The organism is Nostoc sp. MS1, assembly GCF_019976755.1.
In the GTDB taxonomy this organism is placed as follows: Bacteria; Cyanobacteriota; Cyanobacteriia; order Cyanobacteriales; family Nostocaceae; genus Trichormus.
Window position 1 is genome coordinate 1509610 of the sequence record NZ_AP023441.1, and the last position, 18408, is coordinate 1528017.

Here is an 18408-nt window from a genome sequence, read left to right on the forward strand (position 1 = left end):
ACTCACGGTTCACACCTGCGTTTCTTCGGGTAAGAGAGTTGTTTCTTCTTTCGTTTGGTCGCCTACTACGGTGGGTTTAGTTAAGTTTGGTTTGATAATTATACTCACACCAATTGCCCAAGCGATCGCCACCATCCACCCTGCGAGAATATCACTAGGGAAATGTACACCTAAGTAAAGGCGAGTCCAGCCAATTACTAAAACATATAAGCTACCAACACTCAAAACCAACCAGCGCCAAGAGGTAGCCCAAGTGAGGATTAACAACACAGTTATGAGTGTCATACTCGTCATAGCATGACCGCTAGGAAAGGCAAAATCAAATTCCGGCGCACTGGAAGGCCACAATTGAGGACGGACTCGGTGCATCAACATCTTAGCGCTACGGTTGATGATAGCGCTGCCTAAAGCTGTGGTGAGTAAATAAGCAAGCGATCGCCAGCGTTTTCTCTGCCATAATACAAAAGCGATCACACCAATCATAGGTGCTACAGTCCAAAATGAGCCAAATTTAGTTAAAACCACCGCCACAACATCTAGTGCGGGTTGTGCTGTAGAGTGAACTGCCAAAAGGACAGGTACATCCCAAGGGAAGCCAGCTTCGTACTGCCACAACTTCACCGCTAGTAACTCAAATATCTGCAATGGTAAATATACCCCAATAAATAGGAGTAAAAGCGATCGCCAACGGGCAATTAAGACATTTTGGATGAAGGAAATAGGCGACTGGCGTTGTTGACTAGTTTCTTTCAAATTGGTCATCTTACTTTAGATATTTAGCACTTAAATCATCAACCCTTCAATTCCCCAAACTTGGGACTCCACCAACCCTTAGCCGTACTGAAATAAGCCACATCTTTATGCTTTTTATCAGTGCGAGATTGGGAAGCAGAACAACGCAGCATAGTTTTGGTCTGTCCATCTTTTGTGTAAGTGTACTCTTCCAAAGGTTTTTTACATACTGGGCAAGAGTAGGCGCTTAATTTGGCGGGTGACTTCGCCGAGGAGGGTATAATTTTATCTTCCCCATTCTCGGCAATTTTGTCATCTTTCGTTCGGGGTGGTTGCCAAGTTTTACTAAATTCACTCCAAAAGAGGACAGTATTTTCACAACCACTGGTGCATTTGAGGAAATATTTTTTCTTGAGCTTACTGCTTGGAATCTTGCTGAGGAAGTTGTTGCAGTCAGGACAGCGAGTTCTGCTAGTGTCGTATTTACGTTCAGGAAAACTTTTCGCGGGGTTAGCGCAATTAACAACTAAAGTTTTCGCTTTTGCTAAAGCTGGCGCAAAATAACTCTGATTCCAAGTAGTTAAGTATTGCTGCCAAGGTTGTTTTCCATCGGCGATCGCATCTAGAGCATTTTCCATTTTGGCAGTAAATTCTGCCTCTAGTAAATCTGGTAAAGCTTTTTGTAAGAAAGTATCAACCTCTAACCCTAAATTTGTGGGGTGTAGGTTGTCTTTTGTTAATTCTACATAACCCCGTTTCTTGAGGGTGGCAATCGTTGGAGAATAGGTACTAGGACGACCAATACCTTTACGTTCCATGAGTTGGACTAATTTGGGTTCGCTGTAGCGTGGTGGGGGTTGGGTTTGTTTCTTCTCATGACCAGAATTTTCTAAGGTCAGCATTTGCCCTTGTTGTAAGGTGGGTAGTAGGGAATCTTTGCTGAGGTTAGGCCAGTAACGGGTATAACCGAGAAATTCAACTACTTGTCCTCGTGCTTGCCAAAGAATTTGCCCAGACTGAGTAATTACCAAAGTTTTCCGCAGTTGGGCTGGACGACATTGAGAAGCGATCGCCCGTTTCCAAATCATCACATACAAGTTAAACTCATCGTTTGGTAGTTCTATACGCAACTCAGCCGAAGGTTTAAATACATCCGTGGGACGAATGGCTTCATGTCCTTGCTGCGCTGTTTTACTGCTGCGATGTCTCGCAACTTGCGTGGGTACATTCTGCGGATCATTCTGTTCCAACCACTGACGCGCACTTTCACAAAACTCTGGACTCAACATTACTGAGTCCGTCCGCATATATGTAATCAACCCAGCCTCATACAACTTTTGGGCCAGTTGCATTGTCTTTTCTGGTGCAAACTTCAACTTAGAACCAGCCGCTTGTTGCAAAGTAGAAGTAATAAACGGTGGCGGTGGTTGACGGTTGACAATTTTCCCCTCGTACTGCACAACTTGGTGGGGATGAGTACGTGCTGCTTCTACTAAACGATTAGCTTCCGCTTCCGACAGCACCCTGGTAGACTCTGGGGCAGTGGTGTTATTTCCCCCTGCATCATCATGAACTTCTACTTCCTGTTCTGACGAGTCTGGACGACTGTTGACTGCACCCTTATAAAAAGCGCGGAAACCCTCAGCGTAATCAACCCAAACACTCCAGTAATCTTGAGGTACAAAGGTTTGGATTTCTCGTTCTCGTTGACAAATCAGGTGCAGTGTCGCACTTTGCACCCTGCCTACACTCTTCGCCCCATTATTCAACGCCCATACTAAAGGGCTACCCTTATAACCTACCAACTTATCTAAACAATCTCGACACAACCCCGCACCCACTAAATTGAGGTCTAGCTTCCGGGGATTAGCGATCGCACTGCGTACCGCCGAGGCTGTAATCTCTGTATAGACAACCCTTTTCGGTTCCCTCAACCCCAACACTTCCTTGAGATGCCAAGCAATAGTTTCTCCTTCCCTATCTGGGTCAGTAGCCAACACAACTTCACTCACCTGCTTGGCTGTAGTCTTTAATTGCTGGATAGTTTCTTTAGAACGTTGGTCACGCGCTATGTAGTTGCATTTGACCCTACCATCTTCCATGCTGAATCCCAAAGCATCCTCACCCTCATCACTGAGTTCTCGAATGTGTCCACAAGAAGCACGCACAATCCATTCTGAACCCAAAATTTGACTAAGCTTTTTAACTTTCCCTGGTGATTCAACCACTAGAAGGCGTTTCGGCATAAACGCACCAAACTTTTTTCAACACTTGGAGTCACGTAAATTATACTACTTTTTAGTATTTGTGTACTATACGAAATGTTTCACTTGAATGAGAGGTTATTTATAAAGTAAAAATAAAATTACTGTAGGGTGCGTTAGGCGCACATTTGGAAATGATGTTTCACGAAATGAATAACACAAGCGCCTAACGCACCGCTAAATAATACGGTGCGTTAGGCTAACGCCTTAACACACCCTACTTAAGATTTACTTTATAAATAGTCTCTGAAGAAGAGTAAGAGAGGTGAAAATAACCTTAAACTATGGACTATGGACTGTTGACTAATGACTAATGACTAATAACAAATAACCATAAACTAATAAAAAAGATTTCTTGATTCTTTCTGTAGAAAGTAGCTTAACCTCTGACAAAAGTTTACGATGTGACTACTGACGTAGAAGTCATGTGTAACGTAGAAGGGGATACAGGTGACGGGAAATGAAAAATAATCAACAAATTACCTACCCATTAGCTCAAATAAGTCATAACACAGACGAGTTAAGCATTCTTAGGAATCGCCGTGCTGTTAGACGTTTAAAAATGCAGCAGGATTTTGCTTCACGTTTGTTTACAACTATCACAATCTCCTCTATCGTTAGTAGCATTTTGTTTGGTATGGGTGCGATCGCCTGTTGGAGATATGAGGTAAATAGTCAACCAATTCCTACAGCCAATAACAGACAAGATTGGCAAACAAGAAAGCAAATATGTTTAGGTTGGATGCTCGTTTCATTCTCTAGTTTTCTTGCTAGTGCTTCTTTAGGTAAAAAGTCTCAGCAATTGCCAACAATGGACAATTGATAAATTGCAGACTTTGAGGAGGAATTGAGGATGACATTACCTACTAAAGAAATTATCCTCGCACCAGGGCAAGGTAATCACTTGCGAACTGGTAATAGTGAAATTATATTCAAAGCTGTTGGGGCTGATACACACGGTCACTTGGGTTTATTTGAAAACATCATACCACCAGGTGGAACGTCTCCTGTGCTGCATATTCATCGGCAAATGGAGGAACTATTTTATGTTGTTGAGGGGGAAGTAGAAATTCAGGTAGGAAATCAAAAAGTTCATGGTCAACCAGGGGCTTTTGTATTGGTTCCTCGTGGTACACCTCATACTTTTGCTAACACAGGAACAACTACTGCCAAATTATTAATTATGTTTTGTCCAGGCGGAGAACGGGAAAAGTATTTTGCAGGATTAGCCGAACTGCTCAAAGATGGACACACTCCAGACCGTGAGGCTTTGTTAGAGTTAATGCGACAATTTGACCAAGAGCCTGTTGATTAATTTTAGATTTTAGATTGCCGATTTTAGATTTTTTTAGTTTACAGCCAATATCTAAAATAATTAACTGTTGACTATGGACTAATGACAGCCCATACAAGTCAAATTTATTTATACCTAATTACTACTATTAATAGATGACTTATTCCTCAAGCAAGAGATAATGCAGAAGTGTTTCATTTCTGTCTATTATTCTTGGCTAGGAAATTTTTATATGAAAACTAGAAAGCTGGGTAAACAAGGGCTGGAAGTTTCAGAACTGGGACTTGGCTGCATGGGTATGTCTGAATTTTACAGTGGTCGAGATGAAGCGGAAGCGATCGCCACTATCCATCGCGCCTTGGAACTGGGGTTAAATTTTCTGGATACGGCTGATATGTATGGGCCTTTTACTAATGAAAAATTAGTAGGTAGAGCTATTAGCGATCGCCGAGATCAGGTGATATTAGCAACTAAGTTTGGCAATGTGCGTACCGAAGACGGCGGTTGGAAAGGCGTAAATGGTACACCAGAATATGTTCGTCAAGCTTGCGATGCTTCTCTGCAACGTTTGGGTGTAGATGTTATCGATTTGTACTATCAGCATCGTGTTGACCGCAATGTGCCAATTGAGGATACAGTGGGTGCGATGAAGGAGTTGGTAGAGCAAGGTAAGGTGCGTTATCTAGGTCTGTCAGAAGCTGCTCCAGCGACAATTCGTAGAGCGCAGGCTGTCCACCCAATTACTGCATTACAAACTGAGTATTCCCTATGGACTCGTGACCCAGAAGAGGAGATTCTACCCACTGTTAGAGAATTAGGCATAGGGTTTGTCCCTTACAGTCCCCTTGGTAGAGGATTTTTATCGGGAGCCATTACCCGTCCTGAAGACTTAGCCGCAGATGATTACCGCCGAAATAACCCACGTTTTCAGGGTGAGAATTTCTATAAGAATCTGCAATTAGTCGAAAAGGTCAAAGAAATTGCAGAAGAAAAGGGTGTGACACCTAGCCAGTTAGCTTTGGCTTGGCTACTAGCCCAAGGAGAGGACATTGTACCGATTCCTGGTACAAAGCGACGCACATATCTAGAAGATAATATTGCCGCAGCTGAGATTGTGTTAACTCCAGATGACCTCAATCGCATTGAAGCAGCCGCACCCAAAGGTATTACCGCAGGCGATCGCTATCCAGATATGAGTACCGTTAACCGTTAAGTTTTATCTATCTTGGGGCGATCGCTACCTAATACGGTTCGGTTAAAGGGGAAAGGCGAAGGGGAAAAGGGAAGAAAAAACCTTTAACCCTTACCCTTTAACCTTTTCCCTAAACCAATTATTAGTTCAAAATGCTTATCCGAACCGTATTGGATCGCTACCTTCTTCTCACCACTCCCATCGACCAATATCAGGAGCCGAGCCGGAGTAAGGAAGCCCTACATTAGTGCCTCTATTCACCACAAGACTGAGTGACGAAACTGGCTTGTAGTAGGAGTTCCAACGGTCGCCCGTACTTGTAAATCCTGGATTCCCTTGGATGTTTGTTGCATCAACCGCGAATCCAGTCTGCCAACTTGGCTTTGCCGAGTTTACATTTCTACGAAGATTATTAGTAAAGGCAATGTTTTTGCCTCCTTGTAAATCAGTTCCTTGGGAGTTCAAGAACACATTATTCTTGATTGATATCCCGTCGGCAGAGTTGAGTTGTAAGCTATTCCCCAAGTTATCAAATACGTTGTTGTGAATCTTGATGTTTGAAGCAGGATCGGGAATGAAGACAGCAGCACTATTCCCGAAGCCAAATTGAACTTTACGGGCAATATTGGCGAAGATATTGTTATGGAGGTTGATGTCGTGATTTTCGATACTTCCCCCCCAAGCTTTCCCACCCCAAACGGCGATACCGAAGCCTTTATCCTGAAAGTAGGAGTTGGATATCTCCACTCCACTCAAAGCAACTTCAATTGATTCCTTACCACTCATACCATCACGGTCTATAATTCGGACATTGCGGATATTGAGATTGTTGGGATGTGTAACTGTCGGCTGGTAATCGTTCATTTGTGCATGATTGACCATTGAGAACCACGTATTAGCCGTAACGTTGAAGATTTGGTTTCCATAGCTCAAATTCCAAAGTTCAATCGCAGCATCCTCTCCCCACTGAGAATCAATTTCTGGAACCTGGATATTGCTATCGTGGATTTTCACGTTACGCATATGTCCTACGTGCATGAACTTGATACCATATCCTTGATTCTCGCGGATAGTTATGTTGTAGATGTTTGCACCATCAAGTCCTCCAAGTCTAAGGTTCCCGGTAGATCCTCCCGATATTCCATCTGCGGCGGAGTTAACAAAGGTGCAATTATATATCGTTGTGTTCTTCATCCACATTCCTTCAGGAAGCGGCACGTACCACCACATATTGCCACGAGTAAAAACTGCACCGCTATGCTGAAAATTTTTGAAGGTGACATGATGCACAGTTACATTGTGACGATTTTCCACCCAAACACCAGCTTTGATGATTTTACTATTCCCGTCTAGGGTAAAGCCGCTTAAAGTCTGATTGCCGTTTGTCGCTTCAAGCATCTGTGAAGGAGAACCATACCGAGGACTAGAGCCGGAGTAGCTAGGCGAGACGAGTTGAATAGTGCTGCCATAATACAAAAGGCTCCAATCACTACTATTTGTATCGACTCCCGAAGCTGGAATTGCACCATTACTTGTGATAGTTACGCTTGATTCACCTGCTCCCTTAATATTCACTCCCGGCGGAAGTATTGTCGCTTCCGTTTCTGTATAGACACCTGCGTTCAGGTAAATTGTGTAATTTTGATTTGGTTGAACTCTTTTTGCTGCATACGCCAATGTCCTCCACGGGTTAACTAATGAACCATCGCCTCCGGTGTCACTTCCCGTTGGAGACACGTAAACATACAAACTCTCAGTAGCTTGGGTAATTGCAGTTTTAGCGATCGCCGGGGTCTTATGTATAGTTACCAACTGGGTTGTGACTACAACTACAAGAGTGAAAATGGCTAAAGCTGTGTAGAAAAGAAGGGAACGTATAGTCTTGATCATTAGTTCAAAAGAAGAAAGGAGGAGGACGTAAGGGAGTGGAAATATGCAAAAAGGACAGGCAAGACAATGTAAGGCTCTCAACCGTAAGAATTACTACGACTGGGAACCCTTTCCTGCCTGTGAAAGAGGACGTAATGATACTTAAAAATTTTTGTCTACTACCTATCGATAGATAAGACCTAAAAAATTTAGCATTCAATCATTCATTTGTGTGTTAAGATTTGTCGCTAAATTGACATGTTCTACTTTACTCACAGATGAAGATTGCTGTTTTATTGCTATTTTGTGACTACAGGGCAAGTATAATCAGAAAAAGAACTGAAAACATTAATAACTCTGATGCTTACGCCGTTTAGACAAGCAGTAAGCACAGTGGCATTCATTAATAGCTCATTGTCGCGTTGGTATCACTAATGCAGATATAATTCTTTCGGGTGTTGATTACACGATACCAACGTCTACACGGCAGAAAATAAATCAGTAGATGCGATCGCAATACTGATAAGTATGATATTCAATTGAAAAGTTTAGCTTCAGGAAACATCTTTTAGTAAAAAAGAACCTATAAGCCTTGTTTCTTTTTTGATCAAAGATGGTTCTAACTTCTGAATCAGATTATAGAGGTATACAGCTAATCTCTAATGTGTAAGCTGGTGATTTTTTGACTAAAGACTTGTGCGGTAGTGTTATGGATAAGTTCTGACTGTACTGCTGCCACTCCAGTTTACCTCCAACGCCTAGCATTGTAATATTTGCTTTTTTCGGCAAAATTATTCCTGGAATAGTAACTTTCCCAAACGTTGGCTCATCAAGCAATATCACATATAACTTTCCTTTATTAGTGGTGTAGCGCACTCGAATATGTTCTGGAGTTAAATCTTCTGCTCGTATCCAATAGCGTGAGCCAAAGATTGCTTTACCATTCACATCTAGCCATTTACCCAAGCCTTCTAATCTTTCAAGCTGTACTTCGGATATTGAACCATCAGCCTTTGGCCCAATGTTCAGCAATAAATTTCCATTTTTACTAACAATATCTACAAATAAGTCAACTAGTTCATCTACTGAAATCATGTTCAAATCAGTATCATTTTGGTTATAGCCGAATGAGTAACCTAAACCCCTTGTACTTTCCCATTTTTTTGGTTCTATTTGGGTGAGTTGGCTATACTCAGGTGTGGAAAAGTCAAAGTGTAACCCTAACTGACCACCCAAATCAAAACGGTCATTCACCACACCATCAGGTACGTGATTGTAAAAGTAGGCCATAATTTCATTCGCTTGCCCTATAGGGTAGCCAAGATCATTCCATAATATAGATGGCTGATAGCGGTCAATCAATTCGCGCCAATGAGCATTCGCATAATCTGCATAAGCTTTTTCCTGAATAATTGCTCCCACTAACGTATTGAAGTCTGTGATTGTTGTATCTTTGAAAGACCAATCAAGACCACCAGAGTAATACACACCCATCCGCATACCTTCTTTGCGAACAGCTTGTGTTAGTTCGCCTACAAGATCGCGTGTTGCTGCTCGCCCTGGCTGGTTTATAGTTTTACTAGGCCACAACAAAAAGCCATCATGATGCTTCGTTGTTAATACAACGTACCGCGCACCCACTTTAGAGAATAATTTTGCCCATTTTGAGGGGTTCCAATTTGTTATGGCTGCATTAAATCTGGGAATAAAGTCATCATAGGTAAAGCTTTCACCATAGGTCGTACGATGGTAGTTATAGGTTGGACTGCCCTCAATTTTCATGGAGTTGTAATACCATTCCGAATAAGGGTTGTTCTCAAACCAGTATTCCCAACCACGCTCTGCAACGACTTTGTTCAGTTCTCCAGTTAGTGGTGCATAGCCAGGTACAGAGTATACCCCCCAGTGAATGAAAATTCCGAGTTTTGCATCCTTAAACCAGTCTGGAACTTCATGCTTTGATAGGGATTCAGTTGTTGGTTCATAAGTTCTTTGTGCAAGAACAACAGAAGTGGACAAGTTCAAAAATACAGTTATCCATAATGTAGTAAACAGCGTACGTACTAAAAACTTAATCATTAAAATATTCCTTATTAACAACGTTCTCAAATTTTAGAACGAAAGTATATTTAGCTATTTTTAGTCACTATTTTTATCAACAAGCATTGAATATTAAGTTTCAGCCCCTCAAATAGTGAAACTAAAGTGATTTCCTGAGTAATCTCTACTGATATTTAACTCATGTATTGCCTTGTTCTATTTAATGGCAAAGGTATTGTTGAGGATACTGTATTTTCAACCATAGCCACACCCAATTGATTTTAATTATGCAAAAAATTATAGGCTTCATTGAGTTTGCTAGCTGATTCTTCTAATAAGCGTTGTTCATGAGCATTTCTTGATAACAGCAGTTGGCGCTCAATACCTGTTGAGCCAATGATACATGGAAGTCCAAAAACAACTTCACTGCCAACTCCATACTGAGAATCTGCTCTGGCCGATACTGGAAATATCTGCTTTTCATCTCGCAGGATGGTATCAACTAACTGACAAACTACTGTTGATATACCATAGCTTGTATTCCCTTTGCGTTCAAAAATGTTATGCCCTCGTTTACGAGTTAACTGTGCGTACTCTTGCTGAATTTGTTCTAGTGTTGCTCCTTGTGGTAGGGGAAATTCAGTTAACATAATCCCCCCAATAAATGCGCTAGACCAAACTACAAATTGACTGTCTCCATGCTCTCCAATCACATAAGCATGAATGTCTTGTTTTGCAACATTCAGTCGCTTTCCAAGTTGATATCTCAGTCTAGCAGTATCAAGAACGGTTCCCGAACCGAAAATTAGATTTTCTGGTCTGGTGGAAGTAGCGATCGCAATCCGCGTGAGTACATCCACTGGATTGCTAACGATAATTATGATTGAACTCGGTGCAACTCGATCCAATTCTTTAATTGTCGAACGCATAATCTCTGCATTGTCGCTCAATGTATCTAACCGGGTCTGTCCTTGTTTTGGCTGCACCCCAACAGTCACAACAATGATATCTGAATCAGCTATATCTTCATACTGATTTGATGGTAAAATCTCCATTTCTTTAAGTAGGGGAATGCTGTCTTCAATGTCCCATACTTGCCCTTCAGCTTTTGATAAGGTTCGGTCAAAAAGGACAACCCTTACACATCTACCAAGTAGGACTAAAGCATTTGCAACATTTGCACCTACATTACCTGCACCAATAATACCGACTTTAGATGTTTTACTCATGATGCTATATCTACTTTTTTAAAAGTGAAATGTCGTTTATTTGGTAAGTCCTTGGGTCTGCAATTACTGTCTCCTTAAAACTTGGAAAACAATATATTTAATCCTTCGGTCATCGTGGGATGAGTCAAAATACCATCGCGCAGAACGGTGTAAGGCATCTGAGCCTGCATCACCATCTGCACAGTTGAAATCACTTCACCTGCTTCATGACACAACAGAGAACATCCTAGAATATGACCTGTATCTGCATCCACGATCGCCTTTAAAAGTCCATCAGTTTGACCGAGTGTTCTCGCTCTGGGAACGGCTGACGCATCCACCTTCGCCACGCGGATCGCATATCCTTGTTGCTGTGCTTCAGTTTCAGTTAAACCCACATGAGCCAGTTCTGGATCGATGAACAAACAAGATGGAACCAATCGATCCCGTGTACTACGGTTGCCCCCATCAATTAAATTAGCTTTGACAATGCGATAATCATCGAGCGATATATGAGTGTATTGCGGGCCGCCGTTGATGTCGCCTAACGCCCAAATCCCCGGAATGTTCGTCTCTAAGTGATCGTTGACTTGAATAAATCCGCGTGTATCGGTCGCTACACCAGCAGCAGCTAAATTTCAGCTATCGGTATTGGGTGTACGACCAACAGCGACGAGCAAATGCGACCCTTGGATGGTGATTTCACGATCGCCAACTTGGATTTGCAGGATGGTTTCATTACCAGTGCGCTCAACCCTCAACACCTTCGCCTTCAGCAAAAATTCAATCCCATCTTGTTCCAGCAGTGTTTGCACGGCGATCGCTATATCTGGATCTTGCTGTGACAGGATTTGCTCACTTTGCCCAATAACCGTAACACCAGAGCCAAAGTGCCGAAACATCTGGGCAAACTCCAAGCCAATGTAGCCACTACCGAGAACGATCAAGTGTTCAGGCAGGTATTCTAGCTCCATAATCGACTCACTCGTTAAAAATCCAGCTTCTGTGAGTCCGGGGATGGATGGAATTAATGGTCGTGTACCAGTATTAATAAATAAACGATCGGCGGTAAGTAAGCGATTATTCCCAAGAGTCGTTGTTACTTCGATTGTTTTAGGAGCAACAAACCTTGCTTCACCAATAATTAAGTTGTGATCCAGAGCCGTTTCTAAATTGTGCAAGTTCATTTCACGCGCAGATTGCACAACTGATCTTTTTCGGTGGATTACCTTTGCTAGATCAACTATAGGTATATTAGTTTTAACACCATAAGCGGCACTGTTTCGCACTATGTTTGCCACATTCGCACTCGCCACCATAGTTTTAGTAGGAATGCAGGCAATATTAATGCACCCGCCACCAATCATATTTAAGCTGCGTTCAACCAGAGCGGTTTTACGTCCGTCAGCAACCAGCGCTGGTGCAAGTGTTTTACCCGCTTTGCCGCCGCCGATAATAAGATCGTCATAGTGTTGAATGTCCACTTCCATATCTTTTGAGTTTGTAAGTACGATGTTTATGAGATGTTATAAACTTCAAAAAAGATTAGCTTTGTGAGAAAGTTTTAACGATGATATATTTGGCGAGCGTAACTCAAGATGCTTCCCCTAACTAGATTTAAAAAAAGTGTATAACACCTGCTAGAAAATTCAACTTTTCGTACAAGCTTGCCGCATCAGGATACGGTTGTTTTTATACACCTCTAAAGTTCCAGACTGTGGGTCATCTAATGTGCCATCCCACACCCAATATTCATAATTTCTATTCCGAAACTTATACACTCGGACACCTTCTGTCGCTTGGCTAGTTCCTTTACCCAAACTTAAATTACCGTTACGACTGGTCGCGCGATAAAGCAGTTCACCATTCTTATATTTCTGCCAAATATTGATGTTGTAACCACCCTGGCATTTTGTACTCAAGACGATGCCAGCTGTAGAATCAGCAGAAGCTATTAAGGAACAATTAGTTAATACACTAATTGGCAGAGCAAGTAATAATGCGGATATTTTTAGTAGTATTTTCATTGTGTTCAAGAGTATTGAAAAACTAATTAGACGGTATTGGTGATATATCCAAAATTTATCAGTGCTGCGTTAAGTGCAAGTGCCATCCAATTCTCAAAGATTGAGGTCGGACAATCCGGGATGATCGTCAGGACGACGACCTAAGTAGCTCAGTGTTAAAAATTATCGCTATGGCAAGGCAGGAGGCAGGAGGCAGAAGGCAGGAGGGAAGAGGGTTATAGCCTTGTTTACCTTTCTTAACTTAGCTTTGTTTTTTCCCACCGACTTACTTAGTATCCAGTGGTATTTGCGTTCGCGTAGCGTCTCCTTTGGAGAATCGCTGTGGTGAATGGGCAGGTCGTTGATGCTAGCAACACGCCATCGCATAAATCCATGTTCGTCAAACTCCCAATTCTCATTACCGTAAGAGCGAAACCAATTACCGGAATCATCATGCCATTCGTAAGCAAACCGGACAGCAATGCGGTTGTCTTTAAAAGCCCAAAGCTCTTTGATCAGACGGTAGTCTAATTCTTTAAGCCATTTACGTGTTAAGAACTCGACGATCGCTTCACGACCAGATAGAAATTCTGAGCGGTTACGCCAATTGCTATCCGACGTGTAAGCGAGTGATACTAGTTCAGGGTTTCGTGTGTTCCAAGCATCTTCCGCAATTCGGACTTTTTGGATAGCGGATTCATTATCAAAAGGCGGCAGGGGTGGTCGAGAATTTTCAGAGTTGTTCATAGTATGTAAGCGTCTTTTCCCTTCCCTATAAAACCCTTCCCTATAAAAATCGATCGCATCCTATTGCAGATATTTCTTCAATTGTGCAGCAGCTTGAACAAATAGAGAACGGGTTTCTGGCAACTTTGCTAAACCATTCAGTAGTCCGAAGTCATGAATTATATCGTTGTACTGCACAGTTGTTACCTCGACCCCAGCTTCATCGAGCTTGCGTCCATAGGCTATGCCCTCGTCTGCATTTATATCGCTCTTTGAAACCACAATTCACGCCGGAGGCAAGCCTTTGAGTTGCTCAACCGTCGCCTGTAGGGGTGAAATTGCAATAGACTGCACTTGCTTGACAATACCATCTCCCTGAATAATCACCTGGGAACGTGACTTTATTAATTCTTGTATCTGCGGGCAATCTAGAAATTGAGTCAGTTCTGTTAAAGCAAAAAGAAATTCTGTGTTTAATTTATCTAAAGATGGTCGCAATATCTGGTTTAAGTCTGGCACGTGAGGAAAAGATTTAATTCCTTGCTTTTGCCAGGTTTGAAAATCAACTGCTTGGATAAGTTTTCCTGCTTCTATTTGTGCTTGAAAAAATGCTGCAACCATATCGGGATCTAGGCTATAGATTGTTGCTTGTTGCCTAGCCTTTAATAATAACTCTTGTTCACGCTTTCGATCCTCGATAGGAAGTTTATGATTCCATTTCCACCGGGCTACATCATGTGCCATTAGCAATCGCTGCTGGATCAATTTTAGTAATTTATCTACACGTAATTGTTGCTCTGTACTTGTGATACATTGAGGATTTTCTGATTGTAACAACCCAAAGTTCTTGGCAGTCAAATCTGATTTGAAGCTGCCAGCGACTACTCTACTACTGAAACAAAGCCCTAACAAAATTATCATGATAATTGATTGGACTGCACAAACTGTGCGAGAAGTGGTCATGTGTTTACTCTTTTAAATTCAAACCGTTCAATAGATTCAGAAATACTCGATCTTGTTTCTGAAAGTCTCTTATCAATTTTTAGGAAGAGACCAGAGTTTGATGGTTTTGTCGGCACTGCTGCTAGCTATCATGTCTCCATGCGGACTGAAAACTACTGACCGCACGCCTCGCTCATGCCCTATCAAATCCTCCAAGAGTTTGCCTTCAGGCAACCCCCATAACTTGATAGTGCTATCATTGCTACCACTAGCTAATCTCTTACTATCGGGACTGAAAGCCACTGACCACACAACGCCTGAATGTCCAATTAGGGAGTGCAACAATTGACCAGTGGGCATTTGCCAGAGTTTGATAGTCCTATCAGCACTGCCACTGGCTAAAGTCCGTCCATCAGGGCTAAAAGTTACTGAGCGCACGGCTTGTGAATGAGCATTCAGGGTTTTTAAAACAGCACCATCCATGAGCCGCCAAATTTTGAGTGTACCATCCTCATTGCCACTAGCTAAAGTCTGCCCATCTGGACTAAAAGCAACAGTTCTTACCCACTTTCCATCCGATAACTGATGAACTTGTACGCCAGTCTGTACGTTCCAGATGCGGATGGTTGTGTCAGCACTACCACTGGCTAACCACTTTCCGTTAGGGCTGATGGCAACGGCTTCTACATCATCTGTATGGCCATCTAGGGTACGAAGCAGTTGCCCCGTCTCTAAATTCCAGAGTTTAATCCGGTTATCCCAACTGCCACTAGCGAGTAGCTTGCTATCTGGACTGATGGCAAGGCTTACCACTGCATCACCGTGTCCTTGTAGAGTATATAGTAAGGTGTTACTAAGCAGATCCCAAATTTTAATTTTTTTATCGTAACTGCCACTGGCGAGGAAGCGTCCATCAGGGCTAATTGCGATCGCGTAAACCCAAGTTGAATTTCCTGGGACAGAACGTAAGGGTTGAATGGTTGCAACAGAGGTAGTAGCAACACTAGCGTTTCGGAAGGAAGACAATAGGCTAGCACAACTGCTACTACCAACCAAGATAGTTAGGGTGCTGATTGCCAATGCTGCTGAAGATTTCCTGGTAATTGGTTTCGATCTCATAACAGGACATTCCTTGTGCGAGTGGGAGAATAATCTGGCTTGCACCCACTGCGTAACGGTGTCGGAGACTAGCGGTACTATAGAGTAATTTTTTCTGTAATTTGAGATGAGAACGCTTTTCCTTTCGCTTTTTGTTGTTTATTCCGATGTTCAATCCAGCGTCGCATCAGAAATAAAAGGGTTGTCGTGACAATCCCTACTAGCCCAATCGGGGTTAAATAGCTCCAATGCTCTAACATTTTGTCCCAAACGTGCCAAGTGAGCAGGAACATAGCTAAGTAAGTCAGGGTATGTAATCGCTTCCAATTTTTTTTCAGTCTTTTGACACTCCAGTCATTAGAAGTAATTGCCAATAGGGTAAAAATTATGAAGGTAGATATACCTTGAATATAAATCCAATAGGTATTGGGATCTAAAAAATCAAGGTCTCTCTTTTTCACTAAAAGGAAAGCGTGAAGCAAAGCCAAGCAGAAAGCCAGAATACCGATAAGTCGTCGATATTTTAACAGCCATTTGGGAAGGTTCGTTTGTTTAGTTTGAGGAAAAATGATTCTGAGATTCGTGGGCATTAAGGTGAGAATATAAGCTCCTAAAGCTAGAAATCCCAGGCTGTTTTCTAACGGTGCTGTATCGATTGCTCCCATGACCAATCCTCCTTAATTTTTCAATAAAAACCCTTACAAAAGTAGGTATTTTTTATCTGGTCATTTTTTGACGATTCCAGCCGATCTTTACTACATCAGTCCTCTCTTGTTCATACTCTTTTTGTGGCGAAGGTATTGTTATTCAAATGTTTATATTTGAGCATTAGCCATGCTGGGATAATCTATCATTTCCACCGATCAAGTGATATCATGTTAGGCAAAATAGTTATAAATTAAATCTCACGCAAAGGCGCAAAGCCGCAAAGAAGTCAGCAAAGTTTTTATCGTAACTAATTAGACGAACCTGATATGAGAACAGATTGCAGTCGTGATGTGAGAAATTGCTCGATATAGTTTGCGATCGCATCCCCATCTTCTTCCAAGGCAAAATGTCCGGTATCGAGTAGATGGAAATCAACGTCTTTCAAGTCACGCTGGTAGGGATAAGCACCGTCAGCAGGAAAGATGTAGTCGTTCTTGCCCCAAACAATCAGGGTAGGGGGTTGATACTGGCGGAAATACTCTTGCCATTGGGGATAGAGTGGTGGATTAGTGCCATAGCTATATAGAAGTGCCAGTTGAATCTCACCGTTGCCAGGGCGATCTAGGAAATGTTGATCGATAGTCCAAGTATCGGGGCTGATTGCTTCTAGATTGCGAACACCATTGGTATATTGCCACTTGGTTGCTTCTAGAGTGACCAGATATTTGAGCTTTTCAGCATTCTCAGGCGATCGCTCTTGCCAGTATGCCTTAATTGGTTCCCAAAATTTACGTAGACCTTCCTCGTAAGCATTGCCATTTTGAACAATCAGAGATTGCACGCGCTCTGGATATTTAGCAGCAATCCGATAGCCAATTGGTGCGCCATAATCCATCACATAAAGGCTGTACTTTTTGAGGGCGATCGCGTCAATAAATTTCTCCACAATCTCAGCCAAGCGATCAAACGTGTAGTCAAATTCATTTACAGTTGGCATCGAACTGTTGCCATAACCCGGATAGTCAGGAGCAACGAGATGGAATTTATCAGCGAGGGCTGGTATGAGATTGCGGAACATATGAGAGGAAGTTGGAAAGCCGTGCAGTAACAAAATCGTCGGATGATCACGAGAACCAGCTTCACGGTAGAAAATATCTAACCCATCGATCGAAACTGTGCGATATGTAGTCATGGGATTACTTTTTGTAAGTTATAAAAGTGACATGATGGAGTTTTACGACAAGTCGATCTATCTCACATCCTGACGATGGATCTGCTCTTGAAAGTAGTCCCGCCAGCTTTCGGGTAACGCTTCAAGTTGAGCTGCACGATGCAGTAACTCTGGATTGTTTCGCTCACGAACATAAAGCTGAGTGATATCAGCAACAGTAATATTGTTGGTATCTCGACTGATCAACTCTAAAGTGTCTCCGACTCCAACTTCGCCCTCTTGCAAAACCCGAAAGTAAAATCCGGTGCGACGACTGGCGAGAAATCGTTTCACCATATCTGCTCGCCCAAAGCGAATCCCTAGTTTGTAGCAGGGTAAGCGCGGTTGAGTCACCATTAATTCCACACTGCCGATTTTGAAGCGATCGCCAATGTTAACTTCCTCTTCTTTAAATCCTGTAACTGTGAAATTTTCCCCAAAAATCCCAAATGTTAACTCTATGTCAGGCAATTCGCTTCGCCAGTAATCATAATGCTCAAAAGGATAGACATATACGGCTTTGTCAACTCCGCCATGAACGGTGAGATCCGCTTGGCGATCGCCATCTAAATTGAGTTCACGCACCATCACTCTCGAATTAACTGGCTCTTTGAAAATTCCAGTGCGGACGGGTTTTCCTTTCCAGGTTACTTCACGTGGAAGTCCTACATTGACAGAGATGAGTTTCATCTTTAGCTTCAAAGTTTTAGATTACATTCAATTACGGCAGCCAACATGGGATATCGAAAAAATGAATGAGTTGTTTATTGGAGTGCTTGATTGATTAAAGGTGTAATGATAGCGATGTTTTTGACCAACTTATCACAAAGAGAGAATCGCTGTTTTAAGTAATCAGGATCGTTGTAACTCAGCCACACCTTGCCGTCAGCCGCTTCATGAGCCAGTATTTTCAGGGGTAAATCCAGAGCGATCATCGGTTCTGCCACCATGAGCGGTGTTCCGGCTTCAGGGTTGCCAAATAGCAGTAACTGTGTTGGACGCAGGCTGAGTCCAACTTTTTTGGCTTCAGCTCGTTGATCGATGCGGGCAAAAATGGTGATGCCTTTTGCCTGAAGGATAGCTTCTAAGCGATCAATGGTTTCGGTTACTGAATATGGGCTTGGCTGACTGATGATGCCGTTATTTGCATTCATAGCACCGAACTCCTCAACGGTTTTG

At 42.4% G+C, this 18408-nt stretch carries 18 protein-coding genes and 1 pseudogene; 3 read left to right on the forward strand and 16 right to left on the reverse strand.

Annotation, left to right across the window (positions count from 1 at the left end; all coding sequences use genetic code 11):
- Positions 1–9: 9 nt before the first annotated feature.
- Both NSMS1_RS06595 and topA read right to left on the reverse strand, forming a co-directional pair.
- A complete protein-coding gene (locus NSMS1_RS06595) occupies positions 10–762 on the reverse strand; it encodes a phosphatase PAP2 family protein (RefSeq protein ID WP_224092041.1) in 753 nt (250 codons plus the stop codon).
- A 29-nt stretch (positions 763–791) separates the two neighbouring features.
- Positions 792–2978, reverse strand: a complete 2187-nt coding sequence (gene topA, locus NSMS1_RS06600; protein ID WP_224092043.1) for a type I DNA topoisomerase — start codon at positions 2976–2978, stop codon at positions 792–794.
- Between the two features lie 478 nt (positions 2979–3456).
- On the opposite strand from topA, the gene NSMS1_RS06605 reads away from it, so the two are divergent.
- The 3 genes from NSMS1_RS06605 to NSMS1_RS06615 all read left to right on the forward strand — a co-directional run bounded on the left by NSMS1_RS06605 (position 3457) and on the right by NSMS1_RS06615 (position 5503).
- Positions 3457–3819 (forward strand): hypothetical protein, encoded by a 363-nt coding sequence (locus tag NSMS1_RS06605; RefSeq protein WP_224092045.1) that lies wholly within the window; start codon positions 3457–3459, stop codon positions 3817–3819.
- A gap of 30 nt (positions 3820–3849) precedes the next feature.
- Entirely contained in the window at positions 3850–4311 is a 462-nt protein-coding gene (locus NSMS1_RS06610) for a cupin domain-containing protein (RefSeq protein WP_224092047.1), read from the forward strand.
- A 211-nt stretch (positions 4312–4522) separates the two neighbouring features.
- Positions 4523–5503, forward strand: a complete 981-nt coding sequence (locus tag NSMS1_RS06615; protein ID WP_224092048.1) for an aldo/keto reductase — start codon at positions 4523–4525, stop codon at positions 5501–5503.
- Positions 5504–5671: 168 nt separating this feature from the next.
- Here NSMS1_RS06615 and NSMS1_RS06620 read toward each other — a convergent pair whose 3' ends face one another.
- The 14 genes and pseudogenes from NSMS1_RS06620 to NSMS1_RS06685 form a co-directional block, all read right to left on the reverse strand.
- Positions 5672–7372, reverse strand: coding sequence for a hypothetical protein (locus NSMS1_RS06620; RefSeq protein ID WP_224092049.1), 1701 nt, complete (start codon positions 7370–7372; stop codon positions 5672–5674).
- 615 nt (positions 7373–7987) lie between these two features.
- A complete protein-coding gene (locus NSMS1_RS06625; RefSeq protein ID WP_224092050.1) occupies positions 7988–9430 on the reverse strand; it encodes an alpha-L-fucosidase in 1443 nt (480 codons plus the stop codon).
- A 242-nt stretch (positions 9431–9672) separates the two neighbouring features.
- Entirely contained in the window at positions 9673–10620 is a 948-nt protein-coding gene (locus NSMS1_RS06630; RefSeq protein ID WP_224092051.1) for an L-lactate dehydrogenase, read from the reverse strand.
- Positions 10621–10694: 74 nt separating this feature from the next.
- Complete coding sequence (locus NSMS1_RS06635) at positions 10695–11039, reverse strand: hypothetical protein (protein WP_224095143.1); 345 nt, start codon at positions 11037–11039, stop codon at positions 10695–10697.
- 126 nt (positions 11040–11165) lie between these two features.
- Positions 11166–12089: pseudogene (locus NSMS1_RS06640) on the reverse strand (FAD-dependent oxidoreductase); the annotation flags it as partial.
- Positions 12090–12248: 159 nt separating this feature from the next.
- Complete coding sequence (locus tag NSMS1_RS06645; protein WP_224092052.1) at positions 12249–12626, reverse strand: hypothetical protein; 378 nt, start codon at positions 12624–12626, stop codon at positions 12249–12251.
- 168 nt (positions 12627–12794) lie between these two features.
- The gene (locus tag NSMS1_RS06650) at positions 12795–13352 is read right to left on the reverse strand and encodes a DUF1348 family protein (protein ID WP_224092053.1); all 558 of its coding nucleotides are present in this window, start codon (positions 13350–13352) and stop codon (positions 12795–12797) included.
- A gap of 60 nt (positions 13353–13412) precedes the next feature.
- The gene (locus NSMS1_RS06655; protein ID WP_224092054.1) at positions 13413–13613 is read right to left on the reverse strand and encodes an alpha/beta hydrolase; all 201 of its coding nucleotides are present in this window, start codon (positions 13611–13613) and stop codon (positions 13413–13415) included.
- Positions 13614–13616: 3 nt separating this feature from the next.
- Positions 13617–14294: a gamma subclass chorismate mutase AroQ gene (gene aroQ / locus NSMS1_RS06660; protein ID WP_224092056.1), complete on the reverse strand. Its 678-nt coding sequence runs from the start codon at positions 14292–14294 to the stop codon at positions 13617–13619.
- Between the two features lie 72 nt (positions 14295–14366).
- Positions 14367–15392 (reverse strand): WD40 repeat domain-containing protein, encoded by a 1026-nt coding sequence (locus tag NSMS1_RS06665; RefSeq protein WP_224092058.1) that lies wholly within the window; start codon positions 15390–15392, stop codon positions 14367–14369.
- Positions 15393–15469: 77 nt separating this feature from the next.
- A complete protein-coding gene (locus NSMS1_RS06670; RefSeq protein ID WP_224092060.1) occupies positions 15470–16036 on the reverse strand; it encodes a ferric reductase-like transmembrane domain-containing protein in 567 nt (188 codons plus the stop codon).
- A 290-nt stretch (positions 16037–16326) separates the two neighbouring features.
- Positions 16327–17211 carry an alpha/beta fold hydrolase gene (locus NSMS1_RS06675; RefSeq protein WP_224092062.1) on the reverse strand — a complete coding sequence of 295 codons (885 nt, stop codon included), beginning with the start codon at positions 17209–17211 and terminating at the stop codon, positions 16327–16329.
- A 57-nt stretch (positions 17212–17268) separates the two neighbouring features.
- Positions 17269–17919 carry an MOSC domain-containing protein gene (locus tag NSMS1_RS06680; RefSeq protein ID WP_224092064.1) on the reverse strand — a complete coding sequence of 217 codons (651 nt, stop codon included), beginning with the start codon at positions 17917–17919 and terminating at the stop codon, positions 17269–17271.
- 74 nt (positions 17920–17993) lie between these two features.
- Positions 17994–18383 (reverse strand): DUF302 domain-containing protein, encoded by a 390-nt coding sequence (locus NSMS1_RS06685; protein WP_224092065.1) that lies wholly within the window; start codon positions 18381–18383, stop codon positions 17994–17996.
- Positions 18384–18408 lie beyond the last annotated feature (25 nt).

Excerpts from the sequence above, each read along its gene's own strand:
- NSMS1_RS06645 (WP_224092052.1), bottom strand. The coding sequence starts at position 12,626 with ATGAAAATACTACTAAAAATATCCGCATTATTACTTGCTCTGCCAATT.
- NSMS1_RS06675 (WP_224092062.1), bottom strand. The coding sequence starts at position 17,211 with ATGACTACATATCGCACAGTTTCGATCGATGGGTTAGATATTTTCTAC.
- NSMS1_RS06670 (WP_224092060.1), bottom strand. The coding sequence starts at position 16,036 with ATGGGAGCAATCGATACAGCACCGTTAGAAAACAGCCTGGGATTTCTA.
- NSMS1_RS06620 (WP_224092049.1), bottom strand. The coding sequence starts at position 7,372 with ATGATCAAGACTATACGTTCCCTTCTTTTCTACACAGCTTTAGCCATT.
- NSMS1_RS06650 (WP_224092053.1), bottom strand. The coding sequence starts at position 13,352 with ATGAACAACTCTGAAAATTCTCGACCACCCCTGCCGCCTTTTGATAAT.
- NSMS1_RS06625 (WP_224092050.1), bottom strand. The coding sequence starts at position 9,430 with ATGATTAAGTTTTTAGTACGTACGCTGTTTACTACATTATGGATAACT.
- NSMS1_RS06610 (WP_224092047.1), top strand. The coding sequence starts at position 3,850 with ATGACATTACCTACTAAAGAAATTATCCTCGCACCAGGGCAAGGTAAT.
- NSMS1_RS06605 (WP_224092045.1), top strand. The coding sequence starts at position 3,457 with ATGAAAAATAATCAACAAATTACCTACCCATTAGCTCAAATAAGTCAT.
- NSMS1_RS06630 (WP_224092051.1), bottom strand. The coding sequence starts at position 10,620 with ATGAGTAAAACATCTAAAGTCGGTATTATTGGTGCAGGTAATGTAGGT.
- NSMS1_RS06615 (WP_224092048.1), top strand. The coding sequence starts at position 4,523 with ATGAAAACTAGAAAGCTGGGTAAACAAGGGCTGGAAGTTTCAGAACTG.
- aroQ (WP_224092056.1), bottom strand. The coding sequence starts at position 14,294 with ATGACCACTTCTCGCACAGTTTGTGCAGTCCAATCAATTATCATGATA.
- topA (WP_224092043.1), bottom strand. The coding sequence starts at position 2,978 with ATGCCGAAACGCCTTCTAGTGGTTGAATCACCAGGGAAAGTTAAAAAG.
- NSMS1_RS06665 (WP_224092058.1), bottom strand. The coding sequence starts at position 15,392 with ATGAGATCGAAACCAATTACCAGGAAATCTTCAGCAGCATTGGCAATC.
- NSMS1_RS06595 (WP_224092041.1), bottom strand. The coding sequence starts at position 762 with ATGACCAATTTGAAAGAAACTAGTCAACAACGCCAGTCGCCTATTTCC.
- NSMS1_RS06685 (WP_224092065.1), bottom strand. The coding sequence starts at position 18,383 with ATGAATGCAAATAACGGCATCATCAGTCAGCCAAGCCCATATTCAGTA.
- NSMS1_RS06680 (WP_224092064.1), bottom strand. The coding sequence starts at position 17,919 with ATGAAACTCATCTCTGTCAATGTAGGACTTCCACGTGAAGTAACCTGG.